Source organism: Chamaesiphon sp. VAR_48_metabat_403 (assembly GCF_031422475.1).
In the GTDB taxonomy this organism is placed as follows: Bacteria; Cyanobacteriota; Cyanobacteriia; order Cyanobacteriales; family Chamaesiphonaceae; genus Chamaesiphon.
The window spans coordinates 1-15,324 of sequence record NZ_JANPLS010000408.1 but is presented as its reverse complement, the minus strand read 5'-3'; the positions used below and the strand labels follow the sequence as shown (position 1 = coordinate 15,324).

The 15,324-nt window shown below is 44.4% G+C and carries 14 protein-coding genes; 10 read left to right on the top strand and 4 right to left on the bottom strand.

All coding sequences use genetic code 11. From position 1 onward, the window contains the following. Positions 1 to 91 precede the first annotated feature (91 nt). From RMO79_RS19580 to RMO79_RS19565, 4 genes are all read left to right on the top strand, one after another. Positions 92 to 940, top strand: coding sequence for a YaaW family protein (locus RMO79_RS19580; RefSeq protein WP_310484938.1), 849 nt, complete (start codon positions 92 to 94; stop codon positions 938 to 940). Positions 941 to 985: 45 nt separating this feature from the next. After that, complete coding sequence (locus tag RMO79_RS19575; RefSeq protein WP_310484937.1) at positions 986 to 1,600, top strand: DUF4129 domain-containing protein; 615 nt, start codon at positions 986 to 988, stop codon at positions 1,598 to 1,600. A 7-nt stretch (positions 1,601 to 1,607) separates the two neighbouring features. Continuing rightward, on the top strand, positions 1,608 to 2,801 hold the full coding sequence (locus RMO79_RS19570) for a DUF4350 domain-containing protein (protein ID WP_310484936.1): 1,194 nt from the start codon (positions 1,608 to 1,610) through the stop codon (positions 2,799 to 2,801). Positions 2,802 to 3,045: 244 nt separating this feature from the next. Then, entirely contained in the window at positions 3,046 to 3,996 is a 951-nt protein-coding gene (locus RMO79_RS19565; protein ID WP_310484935.1) for a MoxR family ATPase, read from the top strand. Between the two features lie 227 nt (positions 3,997 to 4,223). Here the strand turns inward: RMO79_RS19565 and RMO79_RS19560 are convergent, their stop codons facing one another. Next, entirely contained in the window at positions 4,224 to 4,361 is a 138-nt protein-coding gene (locus tag RMO79_RS19560; protein WP_310484934.1) for a hypothetical protein, read from the bottom strand. Between the two features lie 111 nt (positions 4,362 to 4,472). On the opposite strand from RMO79_RS19560, the gene RMO79_RS19555 reads away from it, so the two are divergent. Beyond that, the gene (locus tag RMO79_RS19555) at positions 4,473 to 5,519 is read left to right on the top strand and encodes an RNA ligase (RefSeq protein WP_310484933.1); all 1,047 of its coding nucleotides are present in this window, start codon (positions 4,473 to 4,475) and stop codon (positions 5,517 to 5,519) included. A 60-nt stretch (positions 5,520 to 5,579) separates the two neighbouring features. Beyond that, positions 5,580 to 5,999 carry a hypothetical protein gene (locus tag RMO79_RS19550; protein WP_310484932.1) on the top strand — a complete coding sequence of 140 codons (420 nt, stop codon included), beginning with the start codon at positions 5,580 to 5,582 and terminating at the stop codon, positions 5,997 to 5,999. Between the two features lie 24 nt (positions 6,000 to 6,023). Here RMO79_RS19550 and RMO79_RS19545 read toward each other — a convergent pair whose 3' ends face one another. Further along, positions 6,024 to 7,802: an ABC transporter substrate-binding protein gene (locus RMO79_RS19545; RefSeq protein ID WP_310484931.1), complete on the bottom strand. Its 1,779-nt coding sequence runs from the start codon at positions 7,800 to 7,802 to the stop codon at positions 6,024 to 6,026. Positions 7,803 to 7,998: 196 nt separating this feature from the next. Here RMO79_RS19545 and RMO79_RS19540 point away from each other — a divergent pair, with 196 nt between their 5' ends. The 4 genes from RMO79_RS19540 (at position 7,999) to RMO79_RS19525 (ending at position 14,392) form a co-directional block, all read left to right on the top strand. After that, entirely contained in the window at positions 7,999 to 9,150 is a 1,152-nt protein-coding gene (locus RMO79_RS19540; RefSeq protein WP_310484930.1) for an FtsW/RodA/SpoVE family cell cycle protein, read from the top strand. A gap of 136 nt (positions 9,151 to 9,286) precedes the next feature. Further along, positions 9,287 to 10,699, top strand: a complete 1,413-nt coding sequence (locus RMO79_RS19535) for a 1-acyl-sn-glycerol-3-phosphate acyltransferase (protein WP_310484929.1) — start codon at positions 9,287 to 9,289, stop codon at positions 10,697 to 10,699. A 168-nt stretch (positions 10,700 to 10,867) separates the two neighbouring features. After that, positions 10,868 to 12,769 carry a chloride channel protein gene (locus RMO79_RS19530; protein WP_396136641.1) on the top strand — a complete coding sequence of 634 codons (1,902 nt, stop codon included), beginning with the start codon at positions 10,868 to 10,870 and terminating at the stop codon, positions 12,767 to 12,769. Between the two features lie 114 nt (positions 12,770 to 12,883). Then, a complete protein-coding gene (locus tag RMO79_RS19525; RefSeq protein WP_310484926.1) occupies positions 12,884 to 14,392 on the top strand; it encodes a hypothetical protein in 1,509 nt (502 codons plus the stop codon). A 56-nt stretch (positions 14,393 to 14,448) separates the two neighbouring features. Here the strand turns inward: RMO79_RS19525 and RMO79_RS19520 are convergent, their stop codons facing one another. Both RMO79_RS19520 and RMO79_RS19515 read right to left on the bottom strand, forming a co-directional pair. Continuing rightward, positions 14,449 to 14,982, bottom strand: coding sequence for a type II toxin-antitoxin system YhaV family toxin (locus RMO79_RS19520; RefSeq protein WP_310484924.1), 534 nt, complete (start codon positions 14,980 to 14,982; stop codon positions 14,449 to 14,451). Continuing rightward, positions 14,979 to 15,314 (bottom strand): hypothetical protein, encoded by a 336-nt coding sequence (locus tag RMO79_RS19515; RefSeq protein ID WP_310484922.1) that lies wholly within the window; start codon positions 15,312 to 15,314, stop codon positions 14,979 to 14,981. The genes RMO79_RS19520 and RMO79_RS19515 overlap by 4 nt, the downstream gene beginning before the upstream one ends. Between the last annotated feature and the right edge of the window lie 10 nt (positions 15,315 to 15,324).

The window sequence follows — 15,324 nt, the reverse complement described above, 5'->3', positions numbered from 1 at the left end:
TCGCTGTTGATGACCCCGCACTGTTTCCTAAAATCGTGCGGTACAATACAGAGTGATAGGATGAGCGGCACGATTGTGGGAGGAAGTTGCTTTGGATGAGTTACGAACGGCTTTAGAATTGGCTACAGAAGACGAACTACAACAATTAACCAGAATTCTCTTTAGCCGTAAGTTCAACCCCTTAGACTACGTTCGCACCCCAGATTTAGTAGAAATTCAGAGCCAAGAGCGAGATCTGTGGCTGGATGCGATCGAAGATCGATTTAGATTTTTGGCGGCGGATGGAATTACAGTTTTACAAGGGCGAACTCAGGGCGTTAGCTACCGTCAGACATTGGTACAAGTATGTCGCTACCTGAAGATTCCCTATTCTAGCCAACTGAGCACCACGGATTTAGAAGCCGAAGTATTTTTGCATCTGATGGGCAAAAGTTGGCACAAATTACCATCTGGAGATCGAGATGCACTGACGCTCAGAGTCCAGCAATCCCTGGCTAAAACTCGCTTCGACCAGCCATTACCCGCACATATTCAGCACGATCCGATTAAACTAATTTTAAAGGGCAGTAGTGCGATCGCGGTAAGTTCGGTGATTAAACCGTTAATACTTCACCAAATCGCTCGTCAATTTGCCTTTCACTTTGCCAGTTATGAGGTCGCCAAACAAACCCTAATTCGGGGCGGATTGGCTGCTACCAGCCAACTGCAAAGTTATATATCGATTTATATGGCAAAACGCGGCATGATGCTCTCAGCGACCCAGCAGGTGGCTGTACGAGGTGTATTTACCATTTTAGGCCCAGCCATGTGGGGCTGGTTTTTTGCCGATCTCGGCTGGAGATCGATCTCGACTAATTACGGACGGATTATTCCGACAATTGTGGCTTTAGCACAAATCAGATTGACCCGTTCGAGCGACTGGGATTTAGCATATAGTTAAATCGGTATTTTGTCTCGACGTTAAGTATTTCCCATCGACTAATATATGTCCACTGCTGCTGAAAAAACAAGTTGGCGTTGGCAGTTAGAACAACTGCAACAACAGCTAGGTGAATGGCTTGAGGTAAAATTTAGATCCGACGATCGCGACTTGAATCTCGATATCTTTCCGCCTTGGTTGGGGCCGTTATTAGTCCGACTGATCTGTTTGCTATTAGCTGCTTTAGTCGTCTGGTTTGTATACCGCGTTATCTATCCCTATTGGCAACAATGGGTGCGAAAAAGGGCACAATCTCCATCTGAATTATTAGCACCAGTGCGAGTATATACCGTCGCCGAATTACTCGATCGATCGCAGCAATTTCGGCAAGATGGCGATTATACACAAGCGAGTCGATGGTTGTATTTAGCCATGCTGCAACGGTTGAATGATGCCGAATTGATTCCCCATCAATTTAGTCGTACCGATCGCGAGTATATTAATGTATTGAGAGCCATTCCAATCGCCAATATCGGTGAAATCTTAGTATCCATCCACGAACAACTTCACTTTGGCAATCGCCAGATTGCGATCGAAGATTTCGATCGCTGTCAACAAGCGTATCGACAGATTGAGAATCAGTTGAAAACCGAGAGTCCAGCAGTTCAATCTAAAATCTAAAATCCAAATGAAGGATTTGAATAAGCTATTCAAGCAATATTGGCACTTTATATTATTAGCCGCGATCGCGATCGTTATCATCACGCTCGTTAGTGCGATTAGCGGCGACAGCAGGCAACCAGGATCGAGCTACAGTCTCGCGCCTAATGGTTATAGTACCTGGTATCAGATGATGTCAGATCGAGGAATTAAAATCCAAAGATGGCAAAAATCTTTCCCAGCTCTGAGCACCTTTGATAACTACGAAACAGGAGTTACCTTACTCCAAGTCAATCCCCAATTAGAAACTTTGGATATTACTAATTCCCAACACAAATGGGTTAGTCAAGGTAACACGCTCGCAATTTTAGGTGTAGATGCACCCGCATGGGAAATTCCGTTTCGATCGCAAATTGAAAGTCCGCAAGGCAATATTAAAATTGAGACCACGCGGAGATTTAGATGGAATACGACCCAAATTGGTAAAGAGCAAAAAGTCAGCGCAACAGCAGTTTTAAGCGATAGTACGGGTAGTGTGATTAGGCAATTTCCACTAGGCAAAGGTGTCGTAATTATTGGTACAACACCACATTTAGCGGCGAATACCTATCAAGATTCGCGACCGAATTATGAATTATTAGCCGAACTCGTCACTAAAGATCGCCAACAATTATTAGTTGATGAATATATCCACGGATATCGCGATCGAAAGTCGGCATCTTCTTTAAAAGACGGCGTGCGAAGATCCGATGCCGAAATAGAATCTGAAGATAGCGTAGATGAAACGCTAGCATACTTATTCAGAACGCCACTCCTGGTTGTATTTGTCAATATATTACTGGGCACATTAGTATTAATTTGGCAGCAAAATCGCCGCTTTGGTAAAGTGGTGATGCCTAAACCAATCGAAATCGATAATAGTGAAGCATACATCCAAGCCTTAGGCGGCGTATTGCGTCAAGCCAATAGTAGCGAATTTGCCGTGCAAAATATCGGCAGAGCCGAACAATTAGCTTGGCAACAAAAACTCGGCTTAGGAAAAGAACGCCTGGTAGACGCACAAACACTAATCACCGCATGGGAAGAACGAGTGCGCTTACCAACCGACGATCTCCGCTTTGTCCTACAATTAACCACGGGAGCGCGTCGCCTGACACCTATGGAGTTAACAACCTGGCTAGAAAAAATCCGCAAAATCGATCGTCAAATTGCTAGGCTTTAGGCGTTAGCGAAGATCTACCCACCCCACTGGTCGGGTGACCCGACCAGTAGCCCTACGGGCACCCCTGTCTTGAAAAGGTGCTCTACTTGCGGCGTTTTTATTCGGGGGTTCCCCCCGAATAAGAAAACGACAAGACAGGGGGAACCCCAAGACCGCACTTTTCGCTCCAGGGAGGGGATTTTCAACACTCCTTACTCCTTACTCCTTACTTTCCCCGTCCCCCCACCCCCCATCTCCCATCTCTATGACAGAAACTCACGCAATTTTCGATCGACTTAGCGTTACATTGCAAGAAGTTGTCTTCGGACAAGCAGAAACGACCAAGCAACTGCTAATTGCCTTGCTAACTGGCGGTCACGTCATTTTAGAGGGCGTGCCAGGAACGGGGAAAACGATGATGGCAAAAGTACTATCGCGATTGATTCAGGCAGATTTTAGGCGAATTCAACTCACCCCGGATATATTACCTGCCGATATTTTGGGTACGAATATTTTCGATCTTAAAAATCAAGAATTCGTACTCAAAAAAGGGCCTGTATTTACCCAAATCCTGCTTGCAGACGAGATCAATCGAACTCCCCCCAAAACCCAGTCGGCACTGCTCGAAGCCATGGCAGAGGGGCAGGTAACGTTAGATGGTGAGACATTACCATTGTCGGATTTATTCTGGACGATCGCGACTCAAAACTCACTAGAATTTGAAGGCACATATCCGTTGCCAGAAGCTCAACTCGATCGATTTTTATTTAAACTAATCGTTGATTATCCACCAGCCGCCGCAGAACGCGAATTATTAGCCAGCGCGCGGAAATCGCAGCCAGGAGCCAGGAGTGACGATAATCCGATCGATCCAGTCGCGACTGTTGCCGATTGTCTGGCGGCGCGCAAGTCGGTACAACAGGTAACTGTCAACGATAATGCGATCGATTATTTACTTGCCTTGGTACAGCAGACTCGCCAACACCCCGATCTCAGTCTGGGAGCCTCTCCCCGTGCGGCAATTGCCTGGTTGCAAGCTAGTAAATCCGCTGCATGGCTCGATCGTCGTCAGATGGTAGTACCGGATGACTTCAAACAAGTGGCGACTCCATTATTGCGCCACCGCCTGGTATTGCGCCCAGAAGCTCAGTTAGATGGTTTGGAAATAGATACCGTAATTGCGGGACTGATCGATCGAGTTCCCGTTCCGAGATAGTTGAAGGTTAATTAACGCTAGTTTGGGATAAGGATTTCATTCAAAGATTACTAGCTTCGTTTACACACCGCCTGGGGATTAATCCCCAGGCTAACGGCTCAAGTCCACTGAAGTGGACTAAAGAATCTAACAGTCCACTTCAGTGGACTTTCGTATTTAGTCCGCACTTCAGTCGCGGGCGGGTGACGAACGTAGCTCAGGTTAATTAGTTTGGGGTATCCCCTAAGTTAGACGATCGATCTAGGCTCAAAATGTTGTGGCAAGCTGGTTTGAGCGATGCAATCGCAAATTAGCTCAGGGGAAGATCGATCGAGTAAATTAGATTGAGCTAGTACTAGGCGGCATAAATTAGGTTGCCATTTCATGTCCCTGTCTCCCGTAAACCGGGTAGGGGCAATTCATGAATTGCCCCTACCCGATTTACGCCGGAGACTACTAGGCTGCTCCTATCTCCCATCTCCCCACTCCCATCTGATATGACTAATTTACCATTCGACCCCCACACATTACCCACACTCATCGAACAGGGCTATATTATCAGCCAAACTCACCCTACTTTGCCGCTGACAATTTATAACTATACCGCCAAAGCACAATACGATCGGTATTGGGTAGATGCCACGCTGCACTGTCGAGGGTTGGTGCTAGATAACCATTATCGACCGATCGCGCGACCGTTACCAAAGTTTTTCAATCTCAGTGAATATCAGGGGACTTTGCCAGATGGTGTGCCAAATATCTACGAGAAGCTCGATGGATCTCTGATTATTCTGTTTCACTACCAAGGACAGTGGGAAGTGGCTTCTAGGGGCAGCTTTGCCTCGGATCAGTCCCACATGGCACGAGTGTTGCTGGGTAATTATCGGGAAGATTTAGATAAGCTCGATCGGGCGTATACTTACTTATTTGAAATTATTTACCCGATCAATCGGATTGTCGTAGACTATGGCAGCGCACAGCGGCTAGTGTTACTAGCTGCGGTACATACCGAGACAGGCGCGGAATTAGAACATACTCAGGTAAATTGGATCGATCGAGCGCAGACTTATCCAGCTACTACCTTACCCGAATGGATCGACTCAATCGAGAAAACTCAATCCGAACTTACTAATTGTGAGGGATTTATCCTCAGATGGCCGAATGGTTTTCGACTCAAGTATAAGTTAGCCGATTATGTCCGGCTGCATCGGATTATTACCAGAATTCAAGCCAAAGATATTTGGGAATGTCTGAGCAAAAAGCAAAATTTAGACCAATTTCTTGATGCCGTTCCTGATGAATTTTATCACTGGGTAAAAGATACTAAATTAGAACTAGAAACTAAGTACCGAGAAATTGAAACTGAATGTCAACAAGCCTTTAAAGATTTAGGTGACAGAAGACAAACCGCACTCTATTTTCAGACTCAAAAGTATCCCGGCGTACTATTTTTGATGTTAGATGGTAGAGAATATTCTCAGGTTATCTGGAAACTGATTAAACCGGGCTACGAGCGTCCATTTCGATCGGATACCGAACAGTGAAAATTGGGAAATTCACGATCGACAAGCTATACTAGTTTTTATCCTTTATCTCCTGCTATTATGGAACGCGGTTTAATGTGGCTCCCGTTACTTGGAGCCTTTATTTGGTTGGCAAGAGCGGGTGCTAATGAATATCAAAAGCTGGAAGCTTACAAACGATGGGCAGCGGGATTCGATCGATACAAATACGATATTTATTCGGTAATTGGTATTAAAGATCGAGAACTGAGTTGGGGAAAACCGACTAAAGCCGAGCCTAAAGATCTGCAAACATTCAGTCTCGATCGCGTCAAACAAATTGATCTAATTGTCGATGATAAATCTGTGGATTTAGATGTTCCACCAGCTAGTGGCAAGAAAATTAATTTGAGGTTTCAATTTGCCGATAGCGATTTAGTGAGTGACATTCCATTTACGGAAGTTGTAATGGCATCTGAATGGGCGAAGTTTCTAAAAAAAGCAATCGAGCCAGTTGAATAGCTCGATCGCCAAATAGTTTAATTATTATTCTGCACTAATAGTTAATGATGGTAAGTTCCAGAATGGCCCATTAATCGGTGAATAATCGATGCCTTTAACCCGATTTCTGATGGCGGAAAGTGATAAAGCATTAACTAAGTAAATGCAGGGTAAATTTTCTTGTGTGACTTTCTGACTTTCGACATAGAGTTGGCGGCGTTTATCTTCATTTAATTCTTGAGCGGCTTGAATATATAAATCGTCAATTTTCTTTTCCCAATTTGCGACTCGACGATCGGTAAGCTGAGTTTTACCTTTAGCAGGTTTGAGGTTAAATATATGAGATCCACCATCTACAGACCAGAAATTAGCACCATCATTTGGTTCGATTCCACCCGTGAATCCAATTAGTAAACTATCCCACTCTAGCGAACTATCGATCCGATCGATTAACAGACTAAAAGCGATTGGTGTAAAATCAACTTCAATTCCAATTAAATCCAAATCTTGTTTTATTTGAGTACCTAAAGCTTCACGAATTTTATTACCAGAATTAGTAATTAACGTAAATCTAACCGGATTGTCGCGATCGTCGATGAGTTTATTTTGTTCGTTATATTTAAAACCTGCTTCTGTAAATAATGTCTTGGCTTTCTGGGGACTATAATCATAAGTAGGTAAACCCTGTTCGCGAGATAAATAATAGGGACTAGGTACTGAAATTGGCGAATCTTGGGGCGCACCCAAACCTCGATATATATTATTAATCATCCGTTGGCGATTGATACCATAAGCGATCGCCTGACGAAATTTAACGTTATTAAACCAGCGCGATTTAATCGGATCGACTAGCGGTTTACCATTTCTTTCCCCTTCATTGAGATTGAATGACATGAAAGTAGTTCCGGTTGCTGGCCCTCCATTATAAATTTTATAGCCACCTTTTTGCTCTTCTTTTTTGAGTAAAGAAAAGAAATCTGGTGATACCCCATAAGAGTCTAAGCTACCCGATCGGAACTGAACTAAGGCGGTATCAGTCGATTCGACAATTTGCCAGATAGATCGATCGATATAGGGCTGTTGCTTCCCTTGGGCATCTTTCCGCCAGTAGTAAGGATTCTTTTTAAAAACCAATCGTTCGCCGGGAGTATAAGAATCGAGCATAAACATTCCATTAGAAACTAATTCTGATGGTTTAGTATTAATGCCCCAAATACTCAAAAATAATGGCTTGCCATCTTTACCTTTTTGTTCGATTGTCGGGCGTAATTTATGAGCGGGAAGAATACTAATTCCTAGCGTCCGCAGAAAAGGGGCAAATGGTTCTGGGGTAGTAAACTCGATCCGATTGGCATCGAGTTGTTTGAGGGTAGGTAGTTTGCGATCTTTACCAATTTTGAGAATATCTCGCGTATCGGTCGGAATTTCTTCATTAAAATAAACTTCTTTAAAGGTGAACAATACATCATCGATCGTCAATGGCGCACCATCCGACCATTTGAGATTTTGTTTGAGCGTAAAGGTAATACTCTTTTTGTCTGATGAAACTACCCAAGATTCAGCTAGTGCTGGTTGAATTTCGCCTTTGCCATCTTCAGTAATTAACCCTTCACCCACATAGCCAAAGATATTTGGTGATTCGTTACTTAATGCGGCATTAAAAGTCTTAGGATCGCTTAGAATTGCCGAAACCAACTGATTATTAGTTTGAGCTGAAGAAGATTGAACGATCGCGCGACAACTGCCAATCCCGATCGCGATCGCGACTGCTAATAATAAGACCTGCCAGCGTTGCCATTGAGTAATTAATATATTCTTTAACATTCTGAAAATATAAGTGCGACTAAACTGTTAAGCAAGAATCCGAGCGATAGCTCCAATCTATAGATGTTGTGGTTAAATAGGATAAGTTTTCGTTCCCGTACTGCGGCTGCGCTCGATCCGAACAGCACCTTTACTAGTACATAGAACCTGATGAAATGAGTTGTCGGCCTACTCTCTACCCCCCTTTCCTAAGATCGTGAACTTGCGCCTTTTGCTTCCATTTTTCGATCCTACGGTAAAAGACTGGTCGTTAACAGCGCGATTGTTGCGGTGGCTAACTTTTCTGTGGCTGACGATCGGGATCTTTGTCTTGTTCTCAGCATCCTATTATCACGGGGAAGTCACGCAAAAAGATGGATTATATTATCCCCTGCGTCAAGTCTTTTGGATTTTTAGTAGTCTACTGCTATTTAATGCGATCGTCCATTCGCCACTAAGCAGATTGCTAAAAGTGTCCCACTGGATTTTACTGGGGATGGTCGGGCTGCTGTTACTAACTTTACTGCCAGGTCTCGGCAAAACTACGATGGGTGCGAGTCGGTGGGTGGGCATCGGGCCGATTGCCATTCAACCATCAGAATTAATTAAACCTTTTTTAGTGTTGCAAGCAGCGAAACTATTTGGGCGATGGCAACATTATCCCCACAAAGTGCGGTTGACATGGCTGGTAGTGTTTGCGATCGGGTTATTGGCAATTTTAAAACAACCGAATCTCAGTACGACATCCTTGTGTGGCATGGGGTTGTGGTCGATCGCTTTTGCCGCAGGCTTACCCATGCGCCATCTGATGGGAACGGCAGTTGGAGGCTTTATCGTCGCGTTGATAAGTCTGGCGATTAACTCATATCAACGTGCGCGGGTGCTATCGTTTCTCGATCCGTGGTCGCAAGCGCAGGGTGAAGGACTTCAGCTCGTCCAAAGTTTGATCGCGATCGGTTCTGGCGGCGTATTAGGGAAGGGATTTGGGCTATCTCATCAAAAATTAGGCTTCTTACCAATTCAGGATACAGATTTGATTTTCTCGGTGTTTGCCGAAGAATTCGGTCTAGTTGGCAGCGTGCTACTATTGTTGCTAGTCATGAGTTATGCCACTTTGGGATTGATTATTGCCAAGCGCAGCCATCATCCCGTCCATCGCCTGATTGCCGTGGGATCGACAACTTTTATCGTGTTGCAATCTTTGGTTAATATCGGCGTGGCGGTGGGGGTGCTACCCACGACTGGCGTGCCATTACCGATGTTTAGTTATGGCGGCAGTTCGACGATCGCCTCGTTGATTCAGTCGGCACTATTAATCCGCGTCGCCCGCGAGTCAGCGGCGGCAAAAGTGATTAAAATTAGAGACTAGGAACTGAAATTTGTCGGTTGAGGCTGCTAGCTAAATTGACTGCTGGCACCTAAGATCTACACAAAATCAGTCATTTATACGGTGATTAATTTTACAATTAGAGCTATTCTCTACGGGGTCAGAGAGTATATCCCGCATGTCCCAAATTACCAAAGCTCAGCCAAGATTGGCATTTTCACCACCTAAGTTCAACCTCTGGGTGCTGCGACTAGTCGCTTGGGTGTTGCCTTACTGGTTAAAATATAAACTTCACATTACTAAAATCGATGTCACCGATATCGATCGATTAGTCGAAGTCTACAAGCAATCGCAAATGGGTCGGTTGCGGTTGGTACTCGCTTTTCGTCATCCCAGTCGCGATGACTCGGCTTGTTTGGGGTATTTATTGACAAAAATGTTACCGACTGCCGCCAGAAAGCATCGGATTTCGCTCAAATCTCCCATCTTCGCCCACTTTATCTACGATCGCGGCATTCCCCTGTGGGTGGGTAAAATTGTCGGCTGGTGGTATCCACTCTTAGGTGGAATTCCCATCCATCGGGGCCGAGTCGATCGAGTCGGACTCCAGACTGCCCAAGATTTATTAGTGAGCGGTCTGATGCCCCTTGCCATCGCCCCAGAAGGTGCCACAAACGGACTGAGTGAGTTCGTCAGCCCATTAGAGTCAGAAGCCGCTCAGATTGGATTTGGAGCGATGGAGGAGCTAGTGCGATTAGGTCGAGAAGAAGATGTGTTAATCGTCCCGATCGGCATTCAATATTATTATCTAGATCAACCTTGGCGCGAACTAGAACTGCTGATTTATCAGTTAGAACAAGACTGCGGCTTGAGTGTCGATCGTCATGACTCGCTAGTGGCGATCGACCAAAACGATCGCCGACCGATGCACAAACTCCTGTACGACAGGTTTTATCGATTGACTCAGCATTTGTTATTTCAGATCGAGAATTTCTATGCACAGTTCTATCGTTATGAAATTCCCGAACGTCCCCCGATCGAACAATCGATCTCGCGCACCGAGATTTCCCAACGACTCCAAATGCTGTTGGAGTTTGCATTACAAGTATCTGAAGGTTACTTTAACCTCACTCCCCAAGGTACTAAAATCGATCGGTGTCGGCAGATCGAACAAGCTGGCTGGGACTGGATCTATCGTGAAGAATTGACCTCCCCCCAGAATTTATCTACCGTCAGTCGGCGATTGGCCGATCGGATTGCCAGTGAAGCCGATTTGCGAATGTGGCACATGCGAATCGTCGAAAGCTTCGTCACCATCACGGGTTCTTATATCAAAGACCGTCCGACAATCGAACGATTTGCCGAAATATCTCTCCTGCTTTGGGATCTAGTCAATCTCATCAAAGGCGAAAAATCGACTAAACCACCCATTCTCGGCAACCGTCGCGTCCACATGACGATCGGCAATCCCATTCCCCTTTCCGATTACTGGGATCGCTACCAAAGCGGTCGCCGACAAGCCAAACAAGCCACCCTAGATCTCACTCAAGAGCTGCAAACCGCGATGGAAGGTACTTTGGATCGGGGATAGGGAGACGAGGGGACTGGGGGACTGGGAGATTTCCTTTACCCTTTACCCTTCTTCCCTAAAGCCTAAAACCTAAAACCTAAAACCTAAATCGATCCCCATTTACTCCAAATAAATATTACAATTGAGTTAACAAAATTTAATCACCCTCTCATAGTTCTGGCGTTATCCATGACCGTAATTCCGCCATCGTCCGTGTCTCCCATGGCACCTGTACTCTCGCGCCTAACTAGTCGGCTCAATCGGCTCGAACCCTCTCCCGGTCTGGTAGTAATGCTACTATCTGTCCTGATTGGTGGGGCGGCTGGATTGGGTGTGGTTTTATTTCACTATCTAATCGATCTATTTCATAGTTCCTCTCATACATTGATTGTCGATCGCATCGACGATCTCAAAATGCGGGGGATCGATGGGACGTGGCTATTGGCATTAGTACCAATTTTGGGAGGCATCGTCGTCGGTACGATGCGGTGGTATTGGCGGGATTTTGGACCGAATATGAATTCGATGATTGCCGCTACTCAAGCAGGTAATAAGGTGACTCCGTGGCGGGGACTGGTAAAAATGGTGGCAGCCTCGGTATCGCTAGGAACGGGTGCTTCACTAGGGCCAGAAGGGCCGAGCGTGGAGATTGGGGCAAATCTGGGGATGTTTTTGGGTCAAGCGTTACATGCCTCTCAGGAACGGCAGCGATTATTATTAGGAGCGGGTGCGGCGGCGGGAATTGCAGCAGGATTTAATGCGCCGATCGCAGGTGTGTTTTTTGCCCTAGAAATCGTACTGGGGACAACTTTTGCAACTTCGGCAGTCAGCGTGGTGGTATTGGCTGCGGTAGTAGCCTCGCTAGTGGCGCAAATTGGCTTGGGTGCTAAACCTGCCTTTGCATTACCTGTGTATGAAGTCAAAAGTTTATTCGAGCTACCGCTGTATTTAGTATTGGGTGGCTTGGCGAGTTTCGTGTCATTTGCCTATACCCAGACTGTCGATTTTGCCAGAGCGGCTTTTAGCGGTAAAGTCAGTTATTTAGCTGGGTTGGGGAAAATGCCCCGGTGTTTGACTCCAGTACTCGGCGGTACAATCGTTGGGATTGTCGCCTTAAAATTCCCTCAAGTCACCGGGATCGGCTACGAGACGATCGAAGCCATGTTGCAAGATGTCCAATTTTCGGTACTGTTGCTAGTTTCGATTTTGGCAATCAAAATGTTACTCACCGCCGTAAGTCTGGGGAGTGGTTTAGTCGGCGGTTTGTTCGCCCCCTCGATGTTTTTAGGGGCGACGATGGGGACGATTTATGGTAAATCTTTAGTCTTATTGTTTCCCGCACTCAGCAGCCAGATAGCAGCTCCACCAGCCTATGCAATGGTGGGAATGGCTGCGGTACTAGCGAGTAGTGCCAGGGCACCCTTAACGGCGATTTTACTGATGTTTGAGCTAACCCGCGACTATCGGATCGTCCTCCCAGTAATGGCATGTGTGGGGTTGAGTATTTGGGCGATCGAACGGATGAACCCCAAATCTAAATCGCCAGATAAATTAGATAAATTAGCTCTAAGCGTCCAACCAGATCGAGATCTCGACATCCTCCGAAATTTACGGGTGCGGGATGCGATGGATAGTCATTACGTTAGGTTATCAGAGCGACTCGATTTACTTGCAGCAGGCTCGAAATTAACTCAAAATAACTGTCACAGCGCACTGGTAATCGACGATCGTGAAGAACTAGTCGGAATTGTCACGCTCCATGATGTCAGTCGGGCAATTGCCCACGCCGAAGCAGCTCTCCAACCCAATCGCCTCCTCCATAGCACTATCGGCAGTATTTGTACGAAACATTTATTTTATGCCGATATCGATGAACCGATCGTCGAAGCCATCGATCGAATGACTGCCAGAGGTTTGCACCAATTACCCGTCATCGATAGTTCTCAACCCGATCTGATTGTCGGAATTCTACAGCAAGAACGGATCGCGCTAGCCTGTAGCGTCGCCGCTACCCGTCAAGCCTTGAGTAAATATCAAACTTTACCACCAGCCGTAACAGCAACACTCGATCTCGCCAATTTGCCACATTAGAACGTGCCGATTGCCAATTTAAACTCATCGATCTATTTCGCTTTCTAAATACGTATTTATAAACACCACTAGATACCCAACTTCTTGAAGAAGTCGGGTATTTTCCTTAATATCATGCATAAATATAAAACTAGTATCGATCGCTATATAAATAAGTGGGATAAAATTCTCTTCTCCACCGAACCAGTCGATCGAGATAAAGCAACCAAAGCAGTTATTGATGCTTACAGTGCGATCGATCTACCTCCGCCAGAAATATTTTTCTTGAGCAGTCCATCTTCAGAACAAAATTTATTCTTTCATTCGATCTCGCATGATGATAATCCATATCCTATTCGTGTAAAGTGTTTGATGTATGAGAAAATAATAGCTACTTTACATAAAGCACCCGTCAAAATTATCGATCTAGATCCTCGACTTACATTAGACAATCTCCAATTATATGCTCGTGGTGAAATATTTGAAAATTTGTGCAGTATATTGTATGAACATATTTACGATATTCATTGCGATCGCAATGTGAATTTTCACAAAATATTAGAATATGAGCTTTCAGGAACTAATGTTTGGCCTTTCGATTTTTACATTAACCAAATTAGCTATAAACCTGACATAGAAATATGGAGCATTCTTAGATCGTTATGCGAAGAATGTCCCTATTTAATAACTTATGAGAAGGTTTGTCTAGTTATAGATCGACCTTATGAATTATATCTCGATCGAGAGTTAGTCGCCCATGCTGAAGGTAAGGCTGCGATTAAGTATGCTGATGGGTACGAACTTTATTGCAATCACGGTACTGTCATGCCTGCTAAATATGGAAGAGTTCATCCATCTGAGTGGAGATCGGAATCAATCGTGTCTGATGAAGATAATAACGTTATCAGAGAAGATTCAGAATCAATTATCAGTGTTTTAATGTCTATTGGCTATAAAAAATTTAGTGAAGAGTTGCCAGACCTAAAAAATCGATATTGGACTAACAAAAAAGGATCTCTTAAAATCTATGGTGATTTTATAGAATATTCATTAGGATATATTCCTCGGTGGTTATACTTTCATTATTATGATTATTACAATTTTGGAGAAAGTTACCATGTCACAGAAGAAATTGTAGATTGGGAGGCACATCGTAAACATTTAGAAGGATGGTACGATCGGGAGCAAAGAATTTACAAAAATCTGCCGTTTAAAGTAACTGAGGAGCTAAAAAATTTCTATCGTATGTACGGAGGGGATTATCGATTAGCACCTAGATTAGATTTTCAGCCACTATCGAAGGCCGTCGATAATTTCAAGCCAAGATTAAATGATTATCTATTGCCTATTTCTTATGGCGATCGACAAGAAATATATTACGTTCTTTGTGATAATATCCAAAGACCTACTTCTCTTGTTTATTGTCAATTTCCTAACGAAGAACCGATCGTCTATGCCGAATGTATCAGTAGCTTGATGGCAACGATCGCGCAGTGCTATCGAGACGGCGGTTATTATGTCGCGATTAATGAGCGATCTGGAGAAAAAGAGATCGAGCAGGATTTAGATAAGATCGAGCCAATTTTTGAGAAGTTTAATCCCGAACAAATCGATAATTGGCGAAAAATTTGGAAACCTGTATAGTGGTGCTTTAAAGTCTGAAACCGATCGGTTGTAACCGATCAGATATAAATGCATCATTATAACTCACGATCTTGTTGCAGATCGGGAAAATATTCAGGTGATAAATTATTAGGTAAACTAAGCTCATCTTCGATCGATTCAGCCTCAATAGTAGAGTTGCATTCAACTAATAGTGACTCATAAGACTCTGGTAACTTACCATTAGCAACCATCCTCGAAAAAACTGCATAACAATCTTGACGGTCGCCTTCTTTGCGCGGAAATCCCAACCAGAGGATGACGATCGCCTGTTGGTCTGCAAATGCTCTAAAAAATAATCGATAGCGTTGCGGCAATCCCATTTTTTTGAGACGACCATATTTTTGGAGCGGTTTCCGCAATGCAAAATGACTGGCGAAAGGATCGAGGGAGATTTTGTCTCGAATTCCCACATCTACCGCCTTCAGTAGCTTGACATCGGGATGGCGAACAAAATCTTCTGGCTCTAGTCGCGATTTTAATTCTATTGCTCTACTTGTCAAATTTTCCCACTGAAGCCGAAAATCCGTGTAAAACAGGATCGTCCAACCATGAGCGTTAAACTGGCTCATTCATCTTCATCCACAGTTACACCAGCTAATAATTCATCCATATCATCAGCCATTTGTTGAGTATAGGGAGTCAGCGAATCTGGCTTATCTATGGCAAATTTCATCAAAGTATCGAGAAAAAGCTTCAGCATCAAGCTTTCATCTTCATCCTCATCGTTATCCAAATCATTATCGGGATCGAAATGCACCAAAAAGGTATTTTTATCGACTATTTCAATGTAGCCTTTGGCAGCGACTAAGTGTGGATAATCGTGAGAAAAAGCTTTAGGAAGACGAAAACCGTCTTGGCTGCCGATTTTAGCAGGGCTGATGGCATAATTTTTCGATCGCATAGCTTACCGA